Consider the following 26020-nt stretch of genomic DNA (forward strand, 5'->3'; position numbering starts at 1 on the left):
CCGTTTCGCAGCCTCTCTGCTCCCTCTACCCCAGATAGCTCTCGATCACCGCCCGGTCCCGGCGCAGCTCGCGGGCCGGCCCACTGAGCGCGACCCGGCCGCGCTGGAGCACGTGGGCCTCGTCGGCGGTGTCGAGCGCCAGCAAGGCGAGCTGCTCCACCAGCAGCACCGCGAGGCCGTCGTCGGCGAGGCCGCGCAGGGCCTTCAGGATGATCGTCACCACCTGCGGGGCGAGGCCGAGGGAGGGCTCGTCCAGCAGCAGCACCTTCGGCCGCATCATCAGCGCCCGGCTCACGGCGAGCATCTGCTGCTCGCCGCCGGAGAGGTTGCCGCCGGGGATGTGCTGGCGCTCCCTGAGGACGGGGAAGCGGGCGAACTCCCGCTCCAGCCCCTCGGCGATGGCGTCGCCATCGAGGCCGGCGACGCGGTCGGCGCCGATCACCAGATTGTCCCGCACGGTGAGGCCGGGAACGATCTGCCGGCCCTGCGGCACGTGCACGAGGCCGGCGCGCGCCAGGAGGTGGGGCTTGATGCCGGCGGTCGGCCGGCCGTCGAAGCGGATCGTCCCGGCGCTCGGGGTGACGATGTTGGACAGCGTGCGCAGCAGCGTCGTCTTGCCGGCGCCGTTGGCGCCGATCACCGTCACGAGGCGCCCCGGCTCGAGCCGCAGCGAGACGTCGTGGAGGATGCCGACCGCGCCGATGGCGACCTCGATATTCTCGACCTCGATCATGCCGCGTCCTCCGCAGCGCCGAGATAGGCGCGGATGACGTTCGGGTCCTTCTGCACCTCCGCCGGCGTGCCGCAGGCGATGCGGTTGCCGAAGTCGAGCACCGTCACCCGGTCGGCGAGCCCCATCACGAACTCCATGTTGTGCTCCACCAGCAGCACGCTGATGCCGGCGTCCCTCAGCTTCGCCACGATGCGGGCGACCTCCCGGGCCTCCTGCGGGTTCACGCCCGCCACCGGCTCGTCGAGCAGCAGGATGGAAGGCTTCTGGGCGATGGCGCGCGCCAGCTCCACCAGCTTGCGGTGGCCGTAGGACAGGTCCTTGGGCCGCATGTCCGCCAGCGCGCCGATGCCGAGGAAGGCGAGGATGGAGGCCGCCTCCGCCCGCTCGCGCGCCTCGTGGCCGGCGCCGCCGAGGAAGGCGAGCACGTCGCCGACGAGGCTGCTGCGCCGCTCCATGCCCAGCATCACGTTCTCGATCACGCTCACGCTGTGGATCAATTGGAGGTTCTGGAAGGTGCGCACCAGGCCGAGGCGGGCGCGGCGGTGGGCCGAAAGACCGGTGACGTCCGCGCCGCCGATGCGGATGCGGCCGGCGGTGGGCGCGTAGAGGCCGGCGACCACGTTGATGAAGGTGGACTTGCCGGCGCCGTTGGGGCCGATGAGGGCATGGATGGTGCCGGGCTCCACCGAGAGCGTCACGTCGCGCAGCGCCACGACGCCGGCATAGCTCTTGGTGACGCCCTCCACGTCGAGCCGTCCGGCCGCGCCCTCGCGCGCGGCGCGGCGCGGCTGGAACGCGGGCACGTCCTGCGGCGCCGCGCCCGCCGCCGCCCGCTGGCGGCCGAACAGGCCGATGGCGCCTTCGGGGAAGACCAGGAGCACGATCAGCAGGATGCCGCCATAGAGCATCAGGCCGATGTCGTGGACCGCGGCGATGGCCTCGGCGATGGCGATCAGGATCGCGGTGCCGAGCAGGGGGCCGGCCGAGCGTCCGAGCCCGCCGATGACGGTGGCGATCAGCAGCGAGATGGTGAGGCGGATGCTGAAGGCGTCGGACGAGACGAAGCCGCTCTGGTGGGCGAACAGGACGCCCGCCAGCCCCGCCAGCGCCGCGCTCGCCGCGAACACGCCGATGCGCCAGAGCGGGACGTTGAGGCCCACGGTCGCGGCGAAGGATTCGCTCTCCTTCACCGCGTTGAGCCGGCGGCCGATGGCGGAGCCGAAGACATAGTCGCTGGCGATCTGCACGATCAGCAGCAGGCCCGCGGCGAACCAGAAGAAATAGGTCGGCCCCATGCGGAAGTTGCCGAAGTCGATCTGCGGCACCCCCATCAGGCCCATGGTGCCGCCGGTGACGCTGATCCAGCGCTGGGCGACGATCTCGGCGATGAAGCCGAAGGCCAGTGTCGCCATGGCGAGATAGAGGCCGCGCGTGCGCAGCGCCACCGCGCCGACGAGGAAGCCGGCGAGAAGGCTCACGCCGAGCGCCGCCGCCATGGAGAGCGTCAGCGGCCAGCCGTAGGTGGTGGCGAGGATGGCGGAGGCGTAGGCGCCGACGGCGTAGAAGCCGCCGTGGCCGAGCGACATCTGCCCCGACAGGCCGAGCAGGATGTTGAGGCCGATCACCGCGATCGCGGTGTAGGCGAAGGTCTGGCCCACATGGACGAAGAACGGGTTCGGCGCGAGGAAGGGGAACGCGGCGATGGCGCAGGCCGCGAGGGCATAGGCCAGGAGGCGGGGAATGCGTGGCATCTCGGCCTCCTCAGCGCACGTCGGCGCGTCGCTCGCCGAACAGCCCGGAGGGGCGGACGGCGAGGAGGGCCATGACGAACAGCAGCGGGTAGAGGTCGCCGAAGGCGCTGTCCCAGTAGTTGGAGAACGCCTCGGCGACGCCGAACAGCAGGCCGCCGAGGAGGATGCCGACCGGATTGGTGAAGCCGCCGATCGCCGCCACCGCCAGCGCCTTGATGGTGAAGATGAGGCCCATGTGCGGGTGCACCGACACCAGCGGCCCGACGAGGACGCCGGAGATGCCCGCCATCAGCGCGGCGAGCACGAACACCAGCACCACGACCCCGCGCACGTCGATGCCGAACAGGGACGCCGCCTCGGGATTGAACGCGACCGCGTAGACCGCCTTGCCCCAGCGCGAGCCGAACAGGAACCAGTAGAAGGCGCCGACGATGAGGAAGGCGGCGAGGATGATCGCCGCCTCCTCGAAGAAGATGCCGACGCCGAGGATGCTGATCACGTTGTCGCGGGTCTTGGAGAACAGCGGCGGCGCGTATTGCGCCGACTTGCCGAAGCCGAGCTCGACGATGTTCTGGAGGATCAGCGCCGCGCCGGCGGTGGTGAGCACCCAGGAATAGGCGCCGGCGCGGTCGCCGAGGCGGTCGAGCGGGCGGATGGCGAACCGCTCCAGCAGATAGCCGAGCACGGCCATGAGGACCAGCACGCCGAGCACCGCGAGCGGCGCCGGCACCCCGGCGGCGAGCATGCCGATGGAGGCGAAGGCGCCCACCATGAGGAAGTCGCCCTGGCCGAAGTTCAGCCGGTGGGTGGCGAGGTGGGTGATGAACAGGCCCTTGGCCGTGAGCGTGTAGATGGCGCCCATGGCGATGCCGCTCACCAGCAGCTGGAAGAAGTTGACCAGCGTCACGGCGCGCCTCCCTGGCGGCGTACGGGCCGAAGCTTGGTTGCGGGCGAATTCATCGGCGTGTTTCCCTTGAAAGGCCTGGTTTCGGCCGGTCTTGCGCCGGCCTGGGATCGCGGCTCAGCGGCGCTCGGCTTCGGGGGCGAACAGCGGCATGCCCGCGGTGCCGCCGCTGAGGCGCATGCGGGCGCCGAGCGGCGGGGCGTCGGCCTCGTCCCGGGGCACCTCGGCGAGGCGCCCGGTGAGGCGGACGCCGCAATCGAGATCGACCACCGCGACCGCATAGGGCCCGTCGGCCTGGAAGCGGGAGGGCGGGCGCCGCACCAGGGTCCAGGAGACGAGCGCGCCGCGGCCGGGCACCGCCACCTTCTCCAGGTTCGGGCTGAAGCAGGACGGGCAGAGCTCGCGCGGGCCGGGATCGAGCCGGCCGCAGGCGGCGCAGCGCAGGATCTCCAGGTCGGGCGGGGCGGAAAGGATTGAGGTCATGGAACGGCGTGATCCTGGTGGCGGGCGCTCAGCGGCCCTTGAAGTCGGCGTCGCGCTTCTCGCGGAAGGCGGTGGTGCCCTCGACGATGTCCTCGCTCTGGCCGAGGTCGAAGAAGGAGCGGGATTCGAGCCGCAGCGCCTCGCCCATGGGCATGCCGACGGCGCGGCGCATCACCTCCTTGGCGAAGCGGTGGGAGAGCGGCGAGCGCTTCGCCAGCATCTGCGCATAGTCGAGCGTGAACCCGACCAGTTCCTCGGCCGGCACGATGCGGTTGACGAGGCCGATGCGCAGCGCGTGCTCGGCATCCACCCGCTCGCCGGAGAGGATGATCTCCATGGCGTGGCCGAGGCCGACGATCTGTGGCAGGCGGATGAGGCCGCCGTCGCAGGCGTGGAAGCCCCATTTGGCGTCCTGGAGGGCGAACTCCGCGCTGGGGGCGCAGAACCTGAGGTCGCAGGCGAGCGCCAGCTCGAAGCCGCCGGAAATGGCGAAGCCGTTCACCGCGGCGAGGATCGGCTTGTCGATCTCCACCGAGCGCGTGATGCCGCCGAAGCCCGGCCCGTTGGTGTAGCGGGTGCGGAACTCGGGCGCCGGGGTGCGGGCGAAGTTCACGGTGTAGGTCTTCAGGTCGGCGCCGGCGCAGAACGCCTTGTCGCCGGCGCCGGTGACCACCGCCACGTGGGCGCCGTCGTCGCGGTCGAAGTCGCGGAACGCCGCCACCAGGTCGTCATTGGCGGCGAAGTCGAGGGAGTTCATGACCGACGGGCGGTCGATGGTGATGAGCCAGACCTTGCCGTGGCGGTCGCAGCGGATGTCGCCCATGGATTGCTTCCGATGCTGTGGCAGCGCGCGCTCAGGCGTCGGTGGCGCGCAGGATGTTGACGGTGCAGGCGACGCCGGTGCCGCCGAGATTGTGCGTGAGCGCGATCCTCGCGCCCTTCACCTGGTTGGGGTGGGCGCCGCGCAGCTGGAGCACGCTCTCGTAGATCTGGCCGAGGCCGGTGGCGCCCACCGGGTGGCCCTTGGCGAGCAGCCCGCCGCTGGCGTTGATGGGCCGGTCGCCGTCGACCGCGGTGCGGCCCTCGGCGGCGTAGGCGGCCCCCGCGCCGCGCGGCATCAGGCCCAGGTCCTCGCTGTCGATGATCTCGGCGATGGAGAAGCAGTCGTGCAGCTCGACGCAGCTCACCTCGTCGGCGGTGATGCCCGCCTGCGCGTAGGCGGCCCGCGCGGCGGCGACCGTCGCCTCGAAGGTGCACAGGTCGGGATGGCCGGCGATGCGGGCGCTGCCGCGCGCCTGGGCCGAGGCCAGCACCTCCACCGGCGGTGGCAGGATGTCGCGCAGCCGGTCGGCGGAGACGATGAGCACCGCGGCGGCGCCGTCGCTCGCCGGGCAGCAGTCGTAGAGGCGCAGCGGATCGCAGATCAGGCGCGCGCTGCCGATCTCCTCGGCGGTGAGCTCCGCGCCCATCTGCGCCAGCGGGTTCCTGAGGCCGTTGCCCTTGTTCTTGCGCACCACGGCGGAGATGTCGTCCCGGGTCGCCCCGTGGCGCTCCTCGTAGAGCCGCCAGGCGAGCCCGAACAGGCCGGGGAAGGTGAGCCCGCTCACCCCGTCGCTGCGGAAGTCCATGGCGCAGTTGAGCGCCGAGGTGACGGCGGCGGTGTCGGCGTGGGTCATCTTCTCCGCGCCCACCGCCAGCGCCACGTCGCACAGGCCGCTGGCGACCGCGAGCGCGGCATGGCGGAAGGCGATGCCGCCGGAGGCGCAGGCGCCCTCCACCTTGGTGCAGGGGATCTGCGGCAGGCCGAGCCCGTCCGCCACCAGCCCCGCCAGCACCTCCTGGCCCAGGAGGGGGCCGGCGACGAAATTGCCCAGGTAGAGCGCGCCGATGTCGCCGCGGTCGATGCCGGACTCGCGGATGGCGGCGTCGGCGGCACGGATGGCGAGCGCCTCGATGGCGGTTCCCGGATGGCGGCCGAAGGCGGTGGAGCCGATGCCGGCGATGAAGACGGGCCTCATGAGGCGGCTCCCTTCTCTTCGGCGAGCCTGCGGCGCAGCTCGGTCTTGAGGATCTTGCCGTAATTGTTCTTCGGCAGCGCCGCCTCGAAGCGGTAGCGCTTGGGCCGCTTGAAGCGGGCGATGTTGTCGAGGCACAATTGGTCGAGCGCCGCCGCGTCGACGCTGGCGCCGGGGCGCACGGCGACGAACGCCACCACCTCCTCGCCCCAGTCGGGATGCGGCGCGCCGATGACCGAGGCCTCCAGCACGCCCTCGTGGCGCAGCAGCACCTCCTCCACCTCGCGCGGATAGATGTTGCTGCCGCCGGAGATGATGAGGTCCTTGGAGCGGTCGCGCAGGGTCAGGTAGCCGGCGGCGTCGAGGCTTCCCACGTCGCCGGTGTAGAGCCAGCCGTCGCGCAGCGCGGCCGCCGTGCCGTCGGGATTGTTCCAGTAGCCTTCCATCACGCAGTCGCTGCGGGTGATGACCTCGCCCACGTCGCCGGGCGGCAGGTCGCGGCCCTCGGCGTCCACCACCCGCACCTCCTGGCCGGTGCGGGGATAGCCGACCGAGCCCAGCACCTCGTCCGCGGCGGCGCCGCCGCCGGGCCCCACATGCAGCGCCTTCGGCAGAGCGGTGATGGTCATGGGCGTCTCGCCCTGGCCGAAGATCTGGCACAGCTTCGGGCCGATGAGGCGCAGCGCCTGCCGGAGGTCGGCCACGTACATCGGCGCGCCGCCGTAATAGATGGTCTTGAGGTTGGTGAAGTCGGCGGTGAGCGCGGCCGGGTGGTTCACGAGCCGCGTCAGCATGGTGGGCGCGGCGAACAGGCTCACCTTGCCGTAGCCGGCGATGGCGGCCAGCACGTCCTCCACGTTGAAGCCGGGCAGCACCACCTGCCGGCCGCCCTTCAGGAGGAACGGCAGGCTGTAGAGCCCGGCGCCGTGGGACACCGGCGCGCAGGTGATGTGGGTGTCGTCGGCATCCACCGCGTCGATGTCGGCATAATAGGCAAGGCTCATGGCCAGCAGGTTGCGGTGGCTGAGGATGGCGCCCTTCGGCTTGCCCGTGGTGCCGGAGGTGTAGAACAGCCAGGCGCGGTCGGTCGGGGCGGCATCGGCGCAGGCGATCGGCGCGGCGCCGGCGAGCCGGGCATAATCTTCGGTTCCGGTGGAGACGAGCGCGCGCAGCGCCGGCAGGGCGGCGGCCTCGGCCGCGAGCGGGCCGGAAAGGCCGGGCGTGGTCACGAGGGCCCCGGCTTCGGCATCGGCGGCGATGCCGGCAACCTCGCGCGGGTGCAGCTTGGCGTTGACCGGCACCGCGCAGAGCCCGGCGATCCAGCAGCCCAGAAGGCATTCGAAGAAGGCGCCGGTGTTCTCCATGTAGAGAACCACGCGGTCGCCGGGGGAAAGGCCGGCTGCCTTGAAGCCGCCGGCGAGGCGGGCGGAGCGCTCGGCGAACGCGGCATAGGTGAGGGTGCCGTCGGCGTCGGTGATCGCTGGGTTTTCCGGCAGACGCCGCGCGGTCTGCAGGATGAGCGTGGCGATGCTCATCGGGTCTCCCTACTAATGAGTAGTTATATTTTACTTAAAAGTCAGGCTAGCTGTTTTTGTGGTTTTGTGCAAGCATGTCTGTCCGTTTTAAATCGCGAATCCAGCGTCTCGGATCGTGCCCCTGGCCGGTCCAGGCTTCGATCGTCCCAATCAGGATGCGCCCGTTCATGAGTGAAACTTCCTCCGGTGCGGCGCGCCGCGCCCCAGCGGCCGGGCGCGCGGCCTTCGACCGCGACGAGCAGCGCCGCCGCAAGCGCGAAGCGGTGCTGCGCGTCGCCGCCTCCGCCTTCAATCGCCGCGGCTTCGCCAACACGTCGATGGACGACGTGGCCTCGGTGCTCGGCGTGTCGAAGCCGACGCTCTACCAGTACTTCAAGAGCAAGCAGGAGCTGCTCTTCGCGTGCCACCAGGTGGCGATGGACAATGGCGAGGCGGGCCTCGCACTGGCCGCCGCCCATGAGGGGACCGGCCTCGAGAAACTCATCATCTACCTGCGGCGCTACATGGAGGGCATCTTCGGCGACCTCGGCAACTGCCCGGTTCTGACCGACGTCGACTCGCTCGCCCCGGACGACCGCGAGCAGGTGGTCGCCCGCCGCAAGCGCATCAGCGCCGCCACCAAGGGGCTGATCACCCTCGGGGTGGCCGACGGCTCCATCGGCCCCTGCGATCCCAAGCTCGCCAGCCTGTTCGCCCTCGGCGTGGTGAACTGGATTCCCGCCTGGTACCGCGACACGGGGCCGAACACGCCGGAGGAGATCATGGAGAGCTTCGCCGCCCTCCTGATCTCCGGCCTTGCCGCGCCCGCGGCCACCCAGCCGCGGCCTTCGACATCCCGGCCCTCCAGGGCCGGGATGTCGAAGGCCGGGCGCGCCAAGGCGAAGCCGCAGGCCTGAGGGCCTGTTTGGAAATGCCAAGATCGGCGCCCTTCATGGCGCCGCACTTCCACACAGGCCGTCATGGCCGGGCTTGTCCCGGAAGTCGGCTGTTGCCGACTTCCGGCTCCGAGAGCGGAACCCGCAAGCATGCGGGATCCGGCCATCCGCGCCGGGCCGATTTTCCTGACTTTCAAAGGTCTTCCCTGGTCTCTGGGCGTGGATGCCCGGGACAAGCCCGGGCATGACGGGGGAAACCGGGCCGGGACCCAATCTTGCGTTTCCAAACCGGCTCTGAGGGCGCCCTCGTCCGCGCGGTCGGCCGGGCTTGCGCCCGGCCGCCTCGGCGCTACTTCGGCGCCGGCACCACCGTGTCGCCCTTCCAGACGCCGAGGAAGATGTCGCCCTGGCCCAGGCACTCGTGGTCGGTGGGGCCGAAGGGCTTCGGCGGCGTCGCGGAGACCGCCTGGATGCCGTCGATGGCCTCGATGGCGTCACGCAGCTTGGCCGGATCGGAGGCGCCGACCTTGTCCACCGCCGCGAACATGATCTGCCCGGCGTCGTAGCCGAGCGCGGCCACCACCGGCCAGCGGTAGTCCTTGCCGTACTTCTCGGTCATGCGCTTGTTGAAGGCCTGCGCCTTGGGATCGGACAGGTCCAGCGCCTGGCCCATGGCGGTGCCCTGGATCGCCTCGACGCCGACGATGTCCTTCACCTTCAGCGAGGACAGGCCCCAATTGCCGGCGAAGACCGGCTTGTAGTCGAGCCGCGGCAGCGGGCGGTAGGGCAGTTCGAAGGATTCGTGGAAGTGCAGGATCAGGTCGGCGCCGGCGTCGCGCATCTTGATCATCTGCGGCGTCAGGTCGTTGACGCCGGGCGCGGCCGCCTCCACCGCGGCGAGGGTGACGCCGCGCGCCTTGAGGCCGGCGGTGGCCTCCTGGGCGGCGAAGTTGCCATAGCCGGTGGTGGAGTGCAGCAGGCCGATCTTCTTGTAGTTCTTCACCGCCCAGTCGAGGATCGCGTCGATCTGGTACTTCTCGATCATGGAGCAGCGGAAGATGAAGCTCGGCTTCTGGTCGATGAACTTGGCGGTGATGTCGGTGGCCGCCGAGGGGCCGGCGATCAGCGGCACGCCGGCGCGCTGGAGCACCGGCGCGAACGCCATCACGTTGCCGCTGGAGACGGTGCCGATGACGCCGGCGACGCCGTCGTTCTGGATCAGGCGCTGGACCACCGAGACCGCGCGCTGCGGGTTGGCTTCGTCGTCATAGATGACCAGCTCGATGGGGGTCTTGCCGCCCTTGGCCTTGTAGTCCTCCAGCGCCAGCTTGATGCCCTGGAGGTAGCTCTCGCCGAAGTCGACGATCGCCGGCGGCCCGCTGAGCCCCTCCACCACGCCGATCTTCACCGGCGCCTGCGCCTGCGCCCCGCCCTGCGGCGCGAGCGCCGCCAGCGCCATGCCGGCGCCGGCGATGATGGCCCTCTTCCCCGATCCGCACCATGCCATGTCCCGTTCCTCCCACCATGCTCCCAAGCCTCGTCGGCGACGGCCGAAAAAACTCAAGAGTAAGTTTTATATTCGTTTTGGTAGGGGTACCGGATCGCGCCCGTCCGTGCAAGGGGGCATGCAGGGGGGGGCCGCGCAAGGGCGGGCGGGGGCGCTTGAATCCGAGATGGACGATGCCTCTCCCGCCGATGCCGGGCGTGGTGCAGGGCGCTGTGGGCCGCGGCCATGGTGGGAACGCGATCCGGTGGCGCGTCGTCGCGCTGTCGCGCGCTTCAGTCCGCCACCCGGTATCCGACGCCGGGCTCGGTCAGGATGAGCGCCGGGTTGGCGGGCTGGGCCTCGATCTTGCCCCGCAGCTGGCCGATATAGACGCGCAGATACTGGGTGTCGCTCTCGTGCGCCGGCCCCCAGACCGCCCGCAGGATCTGGCGGTGGGTCAGGACCTTCCCGGCGTGGCGCACCAGGAAGGCGAGCAGGTCGAACTCCTTCGGCGTCAGGCGGATCTCGGCGCCGTCCCGGGTGGCGCGGTGGCGCGGCAGGTCGATCGTGAGATCGCCCAGGTGCAGCACGGCCACCTCGCCCTGCGCCTGGATGCGGTGGCGCAGCGCGGTGCGCAGCCGCGCCATCAGCTCGCCGACGCCGAACGGCTTGTTGACGAAATCGTCCGCCCCGAGGTCGAGCGCCTCCACCTTCTCGGCCTCGCGGTCGCGGGCGGAGAGCACGACGATCGGCACCGACGACCAGCCGCGCAGCCGGCGGATGACCTCCTTGCCGTCCATGTCCGGCAGGCCGAGGTCGAGGACGAGGATGTCCGGCGCGCGCTGCGCCACCAGCGCCAGCGCCTCGCCGCCGGTGTCGGCGCGCAGCGCCTCGTAGCCGTTCGCGGCCAGCGCCGGCGCCATGAAGCGGTGGATGGCCGGCTCGTCGTCCACCACCAGCACGCTGATCCTGCTCACGCCTGCGCCTCCCGTGCCACGCCCCCGGCAAGCGGCAGGCGGATGGAAATGCGCGTCCCCGCGCTTTGGTCCGGCGCCGGGCTCTCGGCCGCGACCCGGCCGCCATGCGCCTCGACGATGCCGCGCGTGATCGCAAGGCCGAGGCCCGACCCGTCGCCGCCGTCCGCGGTCCGGTGCGCGGCGCGCACGAACTTCTCGAACACGTGCGGCAGCACCTCGGCGGGGATGCCGGGCCCGTCGTCGCTCACCGCGATCTCCAGCGCGCCGCCGGCCACGCGCGCCGACAGGACGATGCGCGCCTTGGCGCCGGCATAGCGCACGGCGTTGGCCACCACGTTGCCGATCGCCTGGTCCATCAGGCTCTGGTCGGCCTCCACCAGCGGCACGTCCGGCGCCGGCTCGACGACGAAGTCCTGGCCCGCCCCGCGCCGGCGCGCCGCGGCGACCGCGCGGTTCATCAGCTCGACCGGGTCGAGCCAGTCGCGGTTGAGCTCCAGCGCGCCGGACTCCAGCCGCGTCATGGAGAGCAGGTTGCGCACCATCTGGTCGAGATTCTCCGCCTCGTCGCGGATCTGGCCCAGGAGATCGGCCTTGGCCGGCTCCGGGATGGCGGGGCCGTAGTCGATCAGGCTCGTCGCCGCGCCGAGGATGGAGGAGAGCGGGGTGCGGAAATCGTGGCTGATGGAGGCGAGCAGGATGTTGCGCACCCGCTCGGTCTCCGCCGCGGTGCGCACCCTGGTGACCTCCGCCGCCAGCATCGTGCGCTCCAGCGCCGCCGCGGTCTGCTCGACGATGGTGCCGAAGACGCCCTCGCTCTCGGGGTCGGGAGGCTGCCCGCTCGGGTCGCGCTCGATGCCCACCACGCCGATGCGCCGGCCGCTGCCCGTCCCGCCCATGGGGCGGAACAGCCATGGCGCGCTCGGCAGCGTGCCGGTGCCCGCGCCGGCCGCTTCCCCATGCTCGAACGACCAGCTGGCCGCGGTCATGGACGCGGTGTCGAGCCGGTCCTCGGGCGGCCAGGCGGCGGCGATGCCGAGGCGGTCGTCCGCGCCCGGCAGCAGCAGCACGCTGGCCCGCCCGAAGACCGCGTGCAGCTCCACCGCGGCGGCCTCGGCCACCGAGCCCCCGTCCGGCAGGGACGAGAGCTTGCGCGTGAACGCGTAGTTGCGGCGGGTGACGTGCATGCGCCGGGCCGCGAGGCGCGTCTGCTCGCGCGCCCGCCCGGCCATGGCGGAGATGATGACGGCGACGATCAGGAACACCAGGAGCGCCAGCAGCTCGTGCGGTCGGGCGACCGTGAACGTGCCGACCGGGTCGATGTAGAAGAAATTGTAGGCCAGGAACGACAGCGCCGAGGCGAGGATGGCCGGCCACACGCCGTAGAGCAGCGCGGGCGCCAGCACCGCCAGCAGGTAGAGCATGGAGACATTGGGCAGCGGCACGAACCGCGTCAGCACCAGCCCCAGCGCGGTGGCGAGGCCGACGCCGGCGATCGCCGCCACATAGCCGGCCACCGGCCCGAGCGGCGGCAGGCGCGCGCGCCAGCCGGCCGCGTTCTGCGGGACCTCGGCCGTGACCACGTGGATGGCGACGCCGCCGGCGCGCTTCACCAGGGCGTCGGCGAGCGAGCGTCCGAGCCGCAGGCGCGCGGCGGCCTTGCCGATGATGATCTGGGTGACGTTCTCGAAGCGGGCGAAGCGCAGCAGCTCGCTCGCCACGTCGCTGGCCACGAGCGAGCGCACCTCGGCGCCGAGGCTCTCGGCGAGGCGCAGGCCGGCATCGAGCTTGTGCCGCGCCGGGCTCGCCATCACGTGGCCCGGCCGCTCGACGGTGACGGCGAACCAGGTGGCGCCCATGAGGTCGGCGAGGCGCTTGGCCTCGCGCACCACCCGCTCGGCCGCCATGTCGGGGCCGACGCAGACCAGCAGCCGCTCGCCCGCCGCCCATGGCCCCTCGATCGCCGCGCCCTGCATCCGCTCCACCAGGTCGCTGTCGACCTGGGCGGCGACCCGGCGCAAGGCGAGCTCGCGCAGGGCGGTCAGGTTGCTCGGCTTGAAGAAGCTGCGCACCGCCCGGGTGGCGGTATCCTCCACATAGACCTTGCCGTCGGCGAGGCGCCTCAGCAGCTCGTCGGCCGGCAGGTCGACGAGGATCACCTCGTCGGCCTTCTGCAGGGCGGCGTCCGGCACGGTCTCGCGCACCCGGACCCCGGTGATGCGCTGGATGACGTCGTTCAGGCTCTCCAGGTGCTGGATGTTGAGCGTGGTCCAGACGTCGATGCCGGCGGCGATCAGGTCCTGCACGTCCTGCCAGCGCTTGGCGTGGCGGCTGCCCTCGACGTTCGAATGGGCGTATTCGTCCACCAGCAGCAAAGCGGGACGGCGCGCCAGCGCCGCGTCGAGGTCGAATTCCGGGATCAGCCGCCCGCGATAGGGCACCATCTTGCGCGGCAGCACCTCGAGCCCGGCCATCAGGGCTTGCGTCTCCGCGCGGCCGTGGGTCTCGACGAGCCCCACCAGGACCTCCTTGCCGCTGGCGCGCGCCGCCGACAGCATGGCGAAGGTCTTCCCGACCCCGGGGGCGGCGCCGAGGAAGATCCGCAGCTTGCCGCGGGTCTCGCGCTCGGCTGCCGCGAGCAGGGCATCGGGGCTGGCGCGGGGGGCTTCCTCCACGCTCATCGCGCTCTCCGTGTCACGAGCCGGGCGAGGCCTTCGCGTCCAGCGCCAGGTTGAGGGCGAGCACGTTGACGCGGCGCTCCCCGAACACGCCCAGATCCGGCTCCTCTATGTGCGCCGTCACGAGGCTGCGTACAAGGGCGGGGTCGAGGCCTCGGGCCTGGGCGACGCGCGCCACCTGGGCGAGCGCGTTGGCCGGCGAGATGTGCGGGTCGAGGCCGCTGCCCGACGCCGTCGCCGCGTCGGCGGGGACGATGGCGGGCAGGCCGGCGGCCCTAAGCGCGTCCGCGTCGCCCTTCAGGCGCTGGGCGAGCGCGGCGCTGGTGGGGCCGAGATTGCTTCCGGACGAGGCCGCCGCGTCATAGCCGCTGCCCGCCGCCGAGGGACGCGGGTGGAAGTAGCGATCCGCGCCGAAGCTCTGGCCGATCAGCGCGGAGCCGACCACGACGTCGCCGCGGGAGACCAGGGAGCCGGCCGCCTGATGCGGGAACAGGGCCAAGGCGAGGCCGGTCGTCGCCAGCGGATAGGCGAGCCCGGTGAGGAGGGTGAAGAACAGGAGCAGCGTCACCGCCGCGCGCAGCTGGATGAACATGGATATCTCCTCTCAGGCCAGGCCCAGCGCCGCGATGGCGAGGTCGATGAGCTTGATGCCGGCGAACGGCAGCAGGAGGCCGCCGAGGCCGTAGATGGCGAGGTTGCGCGCCAGCACCGCCCCGGCCTCCCGCGCCTGGTAGGCGACGCCGCGCAGAGCCAGCGGGATGAGCGCGATGATGATCAGCGCGTTGAAGATCACCGCCGAGAGGATGGCGCTCTGCGGGGAGGCGAGCCCCATCACGTTGAGCAGGCCGAGCTCGGGGATCGCGGCGATGAACAGCGCCGGGAGGATGGCGAAGTACTTCGCCACGTCGTTGGCGACGGAGAAGGTCGTGAGCGCGCCGCGGGTCATCAGCAGCTGCTTGCCGATGCCCACGATCTCGATGAGCTTGGTCGGGTCGCTGTCGAGATCGACCATGTTGCCGGCCTCGCGGGCGGCCTGGGTGCCCGACTGCATGGCGACGCCCACGTCGGCCTGCGCCAGGGCGGGGGCGTCGTTGGTGCCGTCCCCGCACATGGCCACCAGCCGGCCGAGACGCTGCTCGGCGCGGATGTAGGCGAGCTTGTCCTGCGGCGTCGCCTCGGCGATGAAATCGTCCACGCCGGCTTCCGAGGCGATGGCGGCGGCGGTGATGGGGTTGTCGCCGGTCACCATCACCGTGCGGATGCCCATGCGGCGCAACTGGGCGAAGCGGTCCTTGATGTCCGGCTTCACCACGTCCTTCAGATGGATCACGCCGAGCAGGCGTCCGTTCTCTGCGAGGCCGAGCGGCGTGCCGCCGGAGCGGGCGATCTTCTCCACCGCGGCGTCGAAGGCGGCGACGGCCGTCTCCGCCTGCGGGTCGACCGAGAGCACGAAGCGCTTGATCGCGTCGACGGCGCCCTTGCGGATGCGCCGGCCGGCGAGGTCGACGCCCGAGAGCCGGGTGGCCGCCGAGAAGGGCACGAAGCTCGCGCCCTCCAGCGCCGCCCGCTCCGGCGTGATGGCGTGCTGCTCGCGCGCCAGCGCCAGGATCGAGCGGCCCTCCGCGGTCTCGTCGGCAAGGCTCGCCTGCACCGCGATCAGGGCCGCCTCGTGCGCGGTGATGCCGGGCACGGGGATGATCTCGCTCGCCATGCGGTTGCCGAAGGTGATGGTGCCGGTCTTGTCCAGCAGCAGCGTGTCGACGTCGCCCGCCGCCTCCACCGCGCGGCCCGACATGGCGAGCACGTTGTGGCGGATCAGCCGGTCCATGCCGGCGATGCCGATCGCCGAGAGCAGGCCGCCGATGGTGGTGGGGATGAGCGTGACCAGCAGCGCCACCAGCACCGGAACCGGCACCGCGGCGCCGGAATAGCGCCCGAGGCCCGCGAGCGAGACCACGGCGATGAGGAAGATCAGGGTCATGCCGGCGAGCAGGATCGACAGGGCGAGCTCGTTGGGCGTCTTCTGCCGTTCGGCGCCCTCCACCAGGGCGATCATGCGGTCGAGGAAGGAGGAGCCGGGGGCGGCGGTGATGCGCACCACGATCCAGTCGGAGATGACCGTGGTGCCGCCGGTGACCGCCGAACGGTCGCCGCCGCTCTCGCGGATCACCGGGGCGCTCTCGCCGGTGATCGCCGCCTCGTTGACCGAGGCGATGCCCTCGACGATCTCGCCGTCGCCCGGAATGAGGTCTCCGGCCTCGACCAGGACCAGATCGCCGATCTTGAGGTCCAGCGCCGAAACGGCGTCGTGGAGCTTGCGCGTCCCGCTCGGCCGCAGGCGCTTGGCCACCGTGTCGGTGCGCGCCTTGCGCAGGCTGTCGGCCTGCGCCCGCCCGCGTCCCTCGGCGATGGCCTCGGCGAAGGTGGCGAACAGCACCGTGAACCACAGCCAGGCCATGATCTGGCCGGTGAAGGCGAGCGGATTGCCGGCCAGGACGTCGCGCACGAACAGCACGGTGACGAGCGCCGCCACCACCTCGGTGACGAAGATCACCGGATTGCGCATCAGGGTGGCGGGATTGAGCTTGACGACCGCGTCGCGCAGCGCCCGGCCGAGGATGTCGGGCGAGGCGAAGGCGGAGCTGGAGCCGGGCTTGGCATGGGAGGACGTGGACATTCGGGAATCTCCGGTCGCGGGCGGATCAGAAGGTCTTGCCCGCCAGCATCTGCACCTGCTCGGCGATGGGGCCGAGGGCGAGCGCGGGGAAGAACTGGAGGCCGCCGAGGATGAGGATGACGCCCACCAGCAGGCCGACGAACAGCAGGCCGTGGGTCGGGAAGGTGCCGGCGGAGGGCGCCAGGCGGGTCTTGGCCGCCAGCGAGCCGGCGATGGCCATCATCGGCACGATGTAGGCGAACCGCCCGAGCAGCATCGCGATGCCGAGGGTGATGTTCCACCACGGCGTGTTGGCGGAGAGGCCGCCGAAGGCCGAGCCGTTGTTCCCCGCCGCCGACGAATAGGCGTAGAGGATCTCCGAGAGGCCGTGCGGGCCGGCATTGCCGAGGCCGGCGAGCGCGGCCGGCAGCACCGCCGCCACGGCCGAGAAGCCGAGGATGGCGGTGGGCAGGATCAGGATGGCGAGCATCGCCATCTTCACGTCCTTGGCCTCGATCTTCTTGCCGAGATATTCCGGGGTGCGGCCCACCATCAGCCCGCCGACGAAGACCGCGATCACGGCCATCACCAGGAGGCCGTAGAGGCCCGAGCCCACCCCGCCCGGCAGGATCTCGCCGAGCTGGATCAGGAACAGGGGGGCGAGCCCGCCGAGCGGCGTGAACGAGCCGTGCATGGCGTTCACGCCGCCGTCCGAAAGCCCGGTGGTCACGGCGGCGAAGAGCGCGGACGCGGACAGGCCGAACCGCACCTCCTTGCCTTCCATGTTGCCGCCCGCGGGATCGATGCCGGCGGCGGCGAGCACGGGCGTGCCCGCGGCTTCCGCCCAATAGGCGAGGGCGACGCCGGCGAGGAGGATGAGGCCGATGGCGACGAGCAGCGCGCGTGCCTGGCGGCGGTCGCCGATCATGCGGCCGAAAGCGAAGACCAGCGCCGTCGAGACCAGCAGCATCTGCCAGATCTCCAGTGCGTTGGAGAGCGGCGAGGGGTTCTCGAAGGGATGGGCGGCGTTGACGTTGAAGAAGCCGCCGCCGTTGGTGCCGAGCTGCTTGATGGCGATCTGCGAGGCCACCGGGCCCATGGCGATGGTCTGCTGCGCGCCTTCGACGGTGGTCGCCGTGACGGCGGCGACGAGCGTCTGCGGCACGCCCATCCCCACCTGGACCAGGGCGGTCACGACCGCCAGGGGCAGCAGCACGTAGAGCACGGATCGCGTCATGTCGACGAAGAAGTGCCCGACCTCCGCCGCGTTCGAGCGCGCGAAGGCGCGCGCCAGGGCAACCGCGAGCGCCAGCCCGGTGGCGGCGGAGAGGAAGTTCTGCACCGTGAGCCCGGCCATCTGGCTGAACAGGCTCATGGTGGTCTCGCCGCCATAGGACTGCCAGTTGGTGTTGGTGACGAAGCTCACCGCCGTGTTGAAGGCGAGGTCCGCCGACAGGCCGTCGAAGCCCTGCGGGTTGAGCGGAAGCAGCCCCTGGAGGCGAAGCAGGCCATACAGCAGCAGGACCCCCGCGAGGTTGAAGGCCAGCATGGCGAGGGTGTAGGCGAGCGCGCTTTGCTCGCGTGCCGGATCGATCCCGCCGACGCGGTAGATCAGGCGCTCGAGCGGATGGAGCAGCGGCGAGAGGACGGTGCGCTCGCCGGCATAGACGCGCGCCATGTAGCCGCCGAGCGGCACCGCGGCGATGAGGACGAGCGCGAGGATGATGGCTATCTGGAGCCAGCCTTGGGCGGTCATGGGAGGTCCGGCTTTCGGCAGGAGGAGGGGCGGCGTCAGAACGCGTCGGGCCGCAGGAGCGCGGCCACGAGGTAGACGGCGAGGAGAAGGGCGGCGGTGCCGCCGAGCATCAGTTCCAGCATGGCGTCACCCGCGCGCGGCGAAGCGGGCATAGGCCGCCATGGCGAGAAAGAAGCCGACGGTGACGGCGAGGCAGGCGAGGTCGAGCATGATCCAGCTCCGAAATTGGGCTGGCGCTTCATCTATGCCGGCGCGGATAAGCGTTCGATATGGATTGCGGGACACCGAGATAAAGAAGGCATAAGGAACCCGGCACGCTCATGCCGGACGGCACATGCGAAAGGTCCTACCCCGGACGGTGGGTGTCGCAGGACGCCCGACCGGACCGCCCCCATACCGTTAAGCCGGTCCGCTCCCGCGCAGCGGCCTGCCAAGGCGGCGCGCCGGTTCGGTGCCCACTGGATCCGCCGCCCGAAGGTTCCGAGCTGGTCCAGCTGGGTGGATTGTCCCACCATCCCGCCCAGATCGGACGAGCCGAGCTTGCGCGCGAACGTCTCCACGAGGTGGGCGGAAGGAATTCGATGTTTTGGCATATATAAGTAATTTTAAAATATAAAACTGCGACGTGCCGGTCGCGACGCCAACAAAAATGTCAACAAATTCAAATCGTGCCCCGGCGGCCCAGGCATTGTGCAGGATTTCGCGGGATCAGGCGGGATTGAGCGGGACCATCCGCCAGCCGCTCCACAACCCGGATGCGGAGCTTCGGCCGGCGAGCTTTGGTCTGCCTGGGTGATAAATCGCGCGGAGCAATTCCAACCACTCCGCCTGGCGCCAATGCGCCGGGTCCGGAGCGCCTATGCCTGCCGGATGATTTCGGCCCTCGGGCCCAACTGTTCCTTGGGATTCGCCAGGACCAGGCGGGCGCCGATGCGCTCGGTCGCAAGAGCGGCCACGGCGACGCTGAGCCCGCTGTGGGACGTCGGTTGCCCGCGGCCACGAAAAAAGCGCTCGGTGGCACGGGGCAACTCATCTGCCGGCATACCTGTTTGTCGTCTTCCACGCGGATCATGTCGGGGGACGCGGTCCACGGCGCGGCATTGGCAACGGTGACGTTTCCCGCGATGAGCACGCGGCTACCCGGCGCCACCTGATAGGCGCGGGACAAGGTCTGAGCCAGCCGGTGGCCATCATGCCCGGCAGCGTCCAGCCGGGAACGGGCCTGGCCCGTTCGAAGGCTCTCATTGCGATCACTGGGCGTCGCGCGGTCCAGCTCACGATGTGCTCATCGACGAGAGAGCGGACGACGATATGCCCGCTTCCCTCCGGCTCCGCGTCCCAGACGAGAGCCCGGCTCAGGATGCGCACGCCGAGCGCCTCGACCCGGTTCACCAGTTCCTCGCCGCCGCGACAATGCCCTTCGCGGGAAGTCCGCCGCGCAAAGCGTGGCTCGAAACAAACGGCAATCGCCCACCCGGTCTTATCGCAGGACGTCCAGGTCCGGCAGCCCCGCTAGGCCAGCACCAATTCGACCAAGGTGACCTGCGCTCAGATTGCCCCCGGAAACACCGTGGCGACGCCCGAAAGCCGCGCGCGCATGCCCGCCATTCGCGAGATGATAGCTCGCGTGCAACCCCTGAGGCATGTCCACAAATGTCTAATTGACATAATAAGATTAAATCTATCGATTAAATATAATAACCGCGAACCTGCTCACGCCTTCGCCGCGGGCACGCCCTTCCACTCACACGCAGTCCCTTCACTCATCACAGGTGGCCATCGAATGTTCATGGAAAAGAGTCATGTTCTCAGCGGCTTTGCGTTGAGCCTCGCTCTCGCCTGCCTGTCGCCCGCTCCGGCGACGGCGGCTCCGGAGCCGTTCCGCTTCGGCTACCTGACCGACGCATCCGGCCCCATGCAGGGGACCTTCAAGGCCACCCTCGACGGCTTCCAGCTCTATGTGGACCAGCTCAACAAGGCCGGCGGCGTGAAGGGCCGGCCGTTCGAGATCCAGGTGCGCGATATCCAAAGCGACACCCAGCGCTCGGTGAACGCGGTGCAGGAGCTTTCCGCTGCCGACGTGCTCGCCATCCTCGGCCTCGCCGTCTCCAACACCCATGCGGCGGTCTACGCCTCGGCGGAGAAGCTCGGCCTGCCGGTGGTCGCGGCCTATCCCGCCAACATCCCGCTGGCGCTGCCGCCGGCATCCCCGAACGCCTTCGCCAGCGGCCTCATATTCTCGGTCACCGGCGAGGTGGCCGGCAAGCTCGCCCGCCAGGTATCGCCGAAGGGCAAGACGCTGGTGTGCCTGGGCTTCGAATCTCCCGGCAGCATCCTCGCCTGCGAGGCGGCCACCAAGTCGGCGGCGGCCAACGGCTTCACCAAGGTGGAGAGCATCATCGTCCCGCTCACCCAGCGCGACTTCCGTGGTGTCGCCGACAAGGTTCTGGCCCTCAATCCCGACGTGGTCACCGACTGCTTCGGCCGCGGCCACGTGGTCTCGCTGCTGCCGGCGCTGGGCGCGGCCGGCTATGACGGTGTCTATCTCAACATGGAATCCGGCATCGGCATCGACGCTTTGCGCGACGCGGTGCGCGACGCCCCCGACATCAAGCTCTTCACCTACAGCCGCTACATCGTCGACGGCCAGGGCCCGGGGTCGCAGGCCGAGGCCCTGCGCACCGCCGCCAAGGCCGCTGGCGTCAAGGAGCTTCTGACCTATCACGCCGCCGGCTGGGCGCTCGGCCTCGTGGTGAGCGACGCCGCCCGAAAGTGCGCCGAGCCGTGCGACCGCGCCGCCTTCACCAAGGCGCTGGAGCAGGTGTCGGTGGACACCGGCGGCCTCTCGGGTGCGCCGATCACCTTCTCGCCCACCGACCATTACGGCGCCACCGCCTACCGGCTCTACCAGTACGACCACGCGAAGAAGACCTTCGCCGCGGTCGGCGAATGGCTGCCCGCGACCAGTTCGCCCGCCATCGCCAAGAAGTGAGAGGAGGCCCGATGCTGACGCTCTCCTTCGCGCTGTCGACGCTGGCCATCGGCGTCGTCTACGCGGTCCTCGCGCTCGCCGTCGTGTTCGTCTACCGGGCGAGCCGGGTGCTGGTGTTCTGCGTCGGCGAGATCGGCGCGGTCGCGGCCTATGTGCTGCGCGACGGTTGGGTGATCGCCGGCACCGGCGTGCAAGGGTTCCTGGTGGGTGTGGCGGCCGCCCTGGCGGTCGCCGCGCTCATCGGCGCGGCGCTCTACCTCCTGGTGGAGCGCCTCAATCCTGGCGGCGACCACTTCATCGGCACCATCCTCACTGTGGCCGCGGGGGTGGTGCTGCTGGGCCTGCTCGCCGCGGGCTGGGGCGGGGAGATCTCCCGCCTGCCGATCCGCCTCGGCTTCACCACCATCGCCGGAACGCGCGTTCCGGTCCTGACGCTGACCGTGATCGCCATCGGCGCGGTGCTGCTGACGCTGGTGCTGGCGCTGCTGCGTCACAGCGATTTCGGCATCGAGAGCCAGGCGCTCTCGAGCAACCGGGGCCTCGCTTATCTGCGCGGCATCCCCGTGAACCGGCGGCTGCTCAGCATCTGGGTGCTGGCGGCCGTGTTCAGCGCCATCGGCGGCATGCTCTCCGCCGCCTTCTCGTCGGTCTCCATCGAGGGCGCGTCCGTGGGCCTGTCGGGCATCGTCGCGGCGATCATCGGCGGCCTCACCAATCCGGCCGGCGCCGTGCTCGGCGCCTTTCTGCTGGCGCTCGCCGAGAACCTGACCACGGCCTGGTTCGACGCCCGCTACAGCCAGGTGGTGCCGATCCTGTCGCTGCTGGCGCTGCTGATCGTCCGCCCGCGCGGCATCGGCAACCGTGTCGAAAGCATCGAGAGGGTCTGAGCCATGTCCGTCGAGCCCATCTCCGTTGAACCCATCACCGCGCCCGCCTTCCCGGCCGCGCCGGCGCGCGGGATCAACCTGCGCGCGGCGGTCTGGCCGGCCTTGGCACTCGCCGGCATCGTCCTGCCGACGCTGCTCGGCGACTATGGCCTGCACCTCGCGGTCTCCGGCGGCATCCTCGCCATCGGCGGCATGTGCCTGACCGTGCTCACCGGCACCGCAGGCCTCCTCTCCCTTGGCCAGGCCGCCTTCATGGCGGTGGGCGCCTTCACCGCCGCTCTGCTCGCCACCCAGCTCGGCCTCAATTTGCTGCCGGCGGTGGTGGCGGCGGCGGCGCTGGGGCTCGCACTCGGCGGGCTGCTGGCGCTGCTCACTCTCAGGGTGTCGGGCCTCTATCTCGCCGTCGCCACCTTCGGCTTCCACTATGTGGTGGAGATCGTCGCCAGCGACATCGAGATCAAGGTGACGCGGGCCACCGGCTTCCTGCTGGATCCGCCGGTCATCCTTGGCTTCGTGGTGGACACCCAGCTGCGCTGGTGGGGCCTTGTGGTGGTGGCGCTGGCGCTGGTGTGGACCGCGCTTTCCTTTCTTCGGCGCGGCCATGTGGGGCGCGCCTGGACCTTCCTGCGCGAGGACCCCACCGCCGCCACCGTGTTCGGCATCTCCCAGGTGCGCGCGCGGGCGGCGGTGTTCACGCTCACGTCGGCCATCACCGCGGCGGCCGGCGTGCTCTCGGCCTATCATCTCGGCAACGTGCAGGCGGGCAGCTACTCCATCCACATGGCGGTGGCGTTCCTCACCATCGTCGCCTTGGGCGGGCCGGGCAGCCTGCGCGGGGCGCTCATCGCCTCCTACGTCGTGCTTCTGCTGCCGGTGGCCATCGACGGCGCGCTGCGCGCCCTCCACATCCCCGCTGCGGCCCAGGTGGCGGGCATCGAGAACGTCGTCCTCGGCACCATCCTCGCGGCAAGCTTGCTGAAGGCGCCCTCGCGCACCCTCGCATGGCTCAGGAAGGAGGGCGGGCGATGAGCGGCCTCGTTCTCGATCACCTCGCCGTCTCCTACGGCCTGCGCCCGGCGGTCCGCGGCCTGACCCTCCATGTGAAGGCGGGCGAGAGCGTCGCCCTCGTGGGCGCCAACGGCGCCGGCAAGACATCCACGCTGCTGGCGCTGGCCGGCGCGCTGAAACAGAGCGCGCGGATCTCCGGCACCCAGACGTTCGAGGACAGGGCGTTCCCCTGGGGCGACGTGCGCGCCCGCCTCGCCGCCGGCATCTCGCTGGTGCCGGAGCGGGAGAAGGTGTTCGCGCTCCTCACCGTCCGCGAGAACCTGCGCATCGGCGCCAGCCGCGCCGTGGGCGACCGGGTGCGGGTGGACGACGTGCTCTCCTGGTTCCCGCGCCTGCGCGAACGGCGGGACACTCTGGCCGGCAATCTTTCCGGCGGCGAGCAGCAGATGCTCGCGCTCGGGGTGAGCCTCATCGGCACGCCGCGCCTCATCCTGCTCGACGAGCCGACGCTCGGGCTCGCGGTGCCGGTGATCGAGGAGTTCTGCGCCAGCCTGAGGCGGCTGCGGGCCGAGCTCGGTTTGTCGGCGCTGGTGGCCGAATCCGACAGCAACTGGCTGCCCCATCTCGCCGACCGCGCGGTGGTGATCGACCGCGGCCGCCAGGTCGCCGACTTCCGGCGCCTGGAGGAGCGAGACCTCGACGCCATCCACGACGTGATGCTCGGCCTCTCCAACACCCGCGAGGTGAGCCATGCCTGAAGCCCCGCGCCTGTCCCTCGACGCCGTCAGCCTGGAATTCGGCGGCGTCTCGGTGCTGAATTCCATCACGCTCGACGTGGCGCCGGGCGAGGTGCTCGCCCTCATCGGCCCCAACGGCGCCGGCAAGTCGGCGCTGCTCAACTGCATCAGCGGCATCTACCGCCCGGCGGCGGGCAGCCGCATCGCGATCGACGGCGCGCGCATCGACCAGCTGCCGGCGCACCGCGTCATCCGCGCCGGGGTAAGGCGCACCTTCCAGGGCATGCACCTGGTGGGCGAGCTGACCGTGCTGGAGAACGTGCTGCTCGGCCTCGCGCCGCGCTTCCATCTGGGCGCCTTCGCCTCCCTGGCACTGCCGCTCCGGGCGCTGCGCGAGGAGCGGGAGAACACAAAGCGGGCCGAGGCCGTCCTGGAGCGGACCGGGCTCGGCGGCGTGGCGCGCGAGCGCTCGGCCGACCTGCCGCTCGGCGTCCTGCGGCGGGTCGACCTCGCCCGCGCTCTGGTGGGCGCGCCGGCGCTGCTGCTGCTCGACGAGCCGGCCTCGGGCCTCTCCCACGACGAGCGGCCGCTGATCGCCGAGATGATCGCGCTCGCCCGCGGCGCGCGCGCCGATCTCGCGGTGCTGTGGATCGAGCACGACCTCGACCTCGTTCTCTCCGTGGCCGAGCGGGCGGCGGTGTTGCATCACGGCGAGCTGATCCATGTGGGCGATCCGCGCCGGGAGGACGAGCGGCGGCGCATCGTCGCCGCCTACAAGGGCGGCCGGCCCGCCGCCGCCGAGGCCGCGTGACGCGCAGCAATCCGTGAACACCTGGCAGCCGGCAGGCCGGCCGCCGCCGATCCGCCCCCGCCGGGGCGAAGACAGCGAATCCGTGGAGAAGAGCCAGACATGTCCGCGCACCCGAGCGATGCGATCGCCGATTTCGCCATCGACCGCGCCCCGCACGACGCGACCTATTGGAGCCGCGAGGAGACCCTCGGCCGCGATGCCCTGCGCGCCCTCCAGGAGGAACGTTTCCGCGCCGCCATCGCCTATGGATGGGCGAAAAGCCCTTGGTATCGAAGGCTTTGGGGCGAGGCCGGGCTCAAGCCTGGCGACGTGCGCTCGCTCGACGACATCACCCGCCTGCCGTTCATCACCAAGGCGCTGATCCGCCAGAGCCAGATCGAGGCGCCGCCTTATGGCGTGATGCTCGCCGAGGGCCTCGGCCAGGCGGACATCGTGCGCATCGCCATGACCTCCGGCACCACCGGCAAGCCGGTTCTCATCCCCTTCACGCAGCGTGATTATTCGCTCTGGATGGAAGGGGTGGCGCGCTCGCTGTGGGCCGCCGGCGTGCGCCGCACCGACGTGGTCCACGCGGCGTTCGGCTTCACGCCCTTCGTCGGCCTGTTCGGCGCCCACGACGTGGCCGAGCGCTGGATCGGCGCCACCGTCATCCCCGGCGGGGCCTGGGACAGCGCCATCCGCACCGACATGATCCCGGCGCTGGGTGTCAGCGTCCTGATGGGCACGCCCACCTATCTGCTGCGTCTCGGGCGCCTGGCACGCGAGCAGGGGCACGACCTCTCGCTCTGGCCGGTGAAAAAGCTGTTCGTAACCGGGGAGGTAGGGCCTGCCTCCTCGCCTGCCACCGGGGTGCGCCTCGCCGAGCTGTGGCATGCGGAGGTGCACGAGTTCTGCGGCACGCAGGAGACCAACTATTTCGCCTGGGATTGCGGGCACGGTCATTTCCACTGGAACGAGGATCTCGTCTTTCCAGAGGTGCTCGATCCTGTGACCAAAGCTCCGGTTCCCGAGGGCGAGCCCGGCGAACTGGTGGTGACGGACCTGATGCAGCGGACCCATCCGCTGATCCGCTTTCCCACCGGCGACCTCGTCGCCGGTTTCGAGGCCGTGCAGTGCACATGCGGGCGGACGTTCCGCCACTTCAAGGGTTTCATCGGGCGGATCGACGACGTGGCGAAGATCCGCGGCGTGAGCGTGGCGCAGTCGGGCATCGAGCATGTCATCCGCAGCCACCCCGACGCCTCCGACGATTACGACGTCGAGTTCTGGTCCGACGCCGATGGCCTCGACCAGGTGCGGATCCGGGTGGAACCCCGCGTGCCGATTTCGGAAACGCAGTCGGCGGTGCTGGCACGCGCGCTGGAGGAACGCTTGCACCGCACGCTATTTGTTTCGATGCGGGTGGAGATCGTCCCCCAAGGCACGCTCCCCCAGTTCGAGCTCAAGGCAAAGCGGATCCGCGACAACCGCCGCCGAGCTACGTAAAAGCCTGATGCGTTCAGTAAATCTTGTACGCCAGCTGGGCGGCGCGGCGACCTGCTGGCCGCCAGTCTTCGTGAACGCTGCGGGACTACTCGCCGGCACAGCACCCTTGCCTGCCATTTACACAACATTCGGTTGTCATATGGGAGCTGGCCATATCGGCGGCGCCCCACTCATTGGCGGAGCCCCGAGCGATCTCCTGGCCGGCGAATTGGGCGCCCAGGCCGCTGGCGCGCTGGCACGCTTGGTCGGGGAAG

Annotated in this window: 21 protein-coding genes; 7 read left to right on the plus strand and 14 right to left on the minus strand. The window is 70.7% G+C overall.

The features are described 5' to 3' along the window. Positions 1-25: 25 nt before the first annotated feature. From V5F67_RS09055 to V5F67_RS09085, 7 genes are all read right to left on the minus strand, one after another. Positions 26-733, minus strand: a complete 708-nt coding sequence (locus tag V5F67_RS09055; RefSeq protein WP_394018961.1) for an ABC transporter ATP-binding protein — start codon at positions 731-733, stop codon at positions 26-28. Then, entirely contained in the window at positions 730-2484 is a 1755-nt protein-coding gene (locus V5F67_RS09060) for a branched-chain amino acid ABC transporter ATP-binding protein/permease (RefSeq protein ID WP_394018963.1), read from the minus strand. The genes V5F67_RS09055 and V5F67_RS09060 overlap by 4 nt, the downstream gene beginning before the upstream one ends. Before the next feature lie 10 nt (positions 2485-2494). Beyond that, positions 2495-3391 carry a branched-chain amino acid ABC transporter permease gene (locus tag V5F67_RS09065; RefSeq protein WP_394018965.1) on the minus strand — a complete coding sequence of 299 codons (897 nt, stop codon included), beginning with the start codon at positions 3389-3391 and terminating at the stop codon, positions 2495-2497. Positions 3392-3505: 114 nt separating this feature from the next. Next, positions 3506-3871 (minus strand): Zn-ribbon domain-containing OB-fold protein, encoded by a 366-nt coding sequence (locus V5F67_RS09070; RefSeq protein ID WP_394018967.1) that lies wholly within the window; start codon positions 3869-3871, stop codon positions 3506-3508. 28 nt (positions 3872-3899) lie between these two features. Then, positions 3900-4694 (minus strand): enoyl-CoA hydratase/isomerase family protein, encoded by a 795-nt coding sequence (locus V5F67_RS09075; RefSeq protein ID WP_394018969.1) that lies wholly within the window; start codon positions 4692-4694, stop codon positions 3900-3902. Between the two features lie 31 nt (positions 4695-4725). Continuing rightward, the gene (locus V5F67_RS09080) at positions 4726-5889 is read right to left on the minus strand and encodes a thiolase C-terminal domain-containing protein (protein WP_394018971.1); all 1164 of its coding nucleotides are present in this window, start codon (positions 5887-5889) and stop codon (positions 4726-4728) included. Next, positions 5886-7421 (minus strand): AMP-binding protein, encoded by a 1536-nt coding sequence (locus V5F67_RS09085; RefSeq protein ID WP_394018973.1) that lies wholly within the window; start codon positions 7419-7421, stop codon positions 5886-5888. Before V5F67_RS09085 ends, V5F67_RS09080 begins: the two co-directional genes overlap by 4 nt. A gap of 167 nt (positions 7422-7588) precedes the next feature. On the opposite strand from V5F67_RS09085, the gene V5F67_RS09090 reads away from it, so the two are divergent. Continuing rightward, entirely contained in the window at positions 7589-8317 is a 729-nt protein-coding gene (locus V5F67_RS09090; protein ID WP_394018975.1) for a TetR/AcrR family transcriptional regulator, read from the plus strand. A 328-nt stretch (positions 8318-8645) separates the two neighbouring features. Here V5F67_RS09090 and V5F67_RS09095 read toward each other — a convergent pair whose 3' ends face one another. The 7 genes from V5F67_RS09095 to kdpF all read right to left on the minus strand — a co-directional run bounded on the left by V5F67_RS09095 (position 8646) and on the right by kdpF (position 17998). Then, the gene (locus tag V5F67_RS09095) at positions 8646-9803 is read right to left on the minus strand and encodes an ABC transporter substrate-binding protein (protein ID WP_394018977.1); all 1158 of its coding nucleotides are present in this window, start codon (positions 9801-9803) and stop codon (positions 8646-8648) included. A gap of 272 nt (positions 9804-10075) precedes the next feature. After that, entirely contained in the window at positions 10076-10759 is a 684-nt protein-coding gene (locus V5F67_RS09100; protein WP_394018979.1) for a response regulator, read from the minus strand. Next, a complete protein-coding gene (locus V5F67_RS09105; protein ID WP_394018981.1) occupies positions 10756-13437 on the minus strand; it encodes a DUF4118 domain-containing protein in 2682 nt (893 codons plus the stop codon). Before V5F67_RS09105 ends, V5F67_RS09100 begins: the two co-directional genes overlap by 4 nt. Positions 13438-13450: 13 nt before the next feature. Then, a complete protein-coding gene (gene kdpC / locus V5F67_RS09110) occupies positions 13451-14026 on the minus strand; it encodes a potassium-transporting ATPase subunit KdpC (protein WP_394018983.1) in 576 nt (191 codons plus the stop codon). A 12-nt stretch (positions 14027-14038) separates the two neighbouring features. Further along, positions 14039-16111, minus strand: a complete 2073-nt coding sequence (gene kdpB / locus V5F67_RS09115; protein WP_394018985.1) for a potassium-transporting ATPase subunit KdpB — start codon at positions 16109-16111, stop codon at positions 14039-14041. Between the two features lie 25 nt (positions 16112-16136). Next, the gene (gene kdpA, locus V5F67_RS09120; RefSeq protein ID WP_394018987.1) at positions 16137-17846 is read right to left on the minus strand and encodes a potassium-transporting ATPase subunit KdpA; all 1710 of its coding nucleotides are present in this window, start codon (positions 17844-17846) and stop codon (positions 16137-16139) included. A gap of 35 nt (positions 17847-17881) precedes the next feature. Then, positions 17882-17998, minus strand: coding sequence for a K(+)-transporting ATPase subunit F (kdpF, locus tag V5F67_RS09125; protein ID WP_394018989.1), 117 nt, complete (start codon positions 17996-17998; stop codon positions 17882-17884). A 1670-nt stretch (positions 17999-19668) separates the two neighbouring features. Between kdpF and V5F67_RS09130 the strand changes: the two genes are divergently transcribed. The 6 genes from V5F67_RS09130 (at position 19669) to V5F67_RS09155 (ending at position 25766) form a co-directional block, all read left to right on the plus strand. Continuing rightward, the gene (locus V5F67_RS09130; RefSeq protein ID WP_394018991.1) at positions 19669-20838 is read left to right on the plus strand and encodes an ABC transporter substrate-binding protein; all 1170 of its coding nucleotides are present in this window, start codon (positions 19669-19671) and stop codon (positions 20836-20838) included. An 11-nt stretch (positions 20839-20849) separates the two neighbouring features. Beyond that, the gene (locus V5F67_RS09135; protein WP_394018993.1) at positions 20850-21725 is read left to right on the plus strand and encodes a branched-chain amino acid ABC transporter permease; all 876 of its coding nucleotides are present in this window, start codon (positions 20850-20852) and stop codon (positions 21723-21725) included. Positions 21726-21728: 3 nt separating this feature from the next. After that, complete coding sequence (locus V5F67_RS09140; protein WP_394018995.1) at positions 21729-22754, plus strand: branched-chain amino acid ABC transporter permease; 1026 nt, start codon at positions 21729-21731, stop codon at positions 22752-22754. Continuing rightward, a complete protein-coding gene (locus tag V5F67_RS09145; RefSeq protein ID WP_394018997.1) occupies positions 22751-23491 on the plus strand; it encodes an ABC transporter ATP-binding protein in 741 nt (246 codons plus the stop codon). The genes V5F67_RS09140 and V5F67_RS09145 overlap by 4 nt, the downstream gene beginning before the upstream one ends. After that, complete coding sequence (locus V5F67_RS09150; protein WP_394018999.1) at positions 23484-24281, plus strand: ABC transporter ATP-binding protein; 798 nt, start codon at positions 23484-23486, stop codon at positions 24279-24281. Before V5F67_RS09145 ends, V5F67_RS09150 begins: the two co-directional genes overlap by 8 nt. Positions 24282-24380: 99 nt before the next feature. Then, the gene (locus V5F67_RS09155; RefSeq protein ID WP_394019001.1) at positions 24381-25766 is read left to right on the plus strand and encodes a phenylacetate--CoA ligase family protein; all 1386 of its coding nucleotides are present in this window, start codon (positions 24381-24383) and stop codon (positions 25764-25766) included. Positions 25767-26020 lie beyond the last annotated feature (254 nt).

The organism is Xanthobacter pseudotagetidis (assembly GCF_043194795.2).
Classification (GTDB): Bacteria; Pseudomonadota; Alphaproteobacteria; order Rhizobiales; family Xanthobacteraceae; genus Xanthobacter; species Xanthobacter tagetidis_A.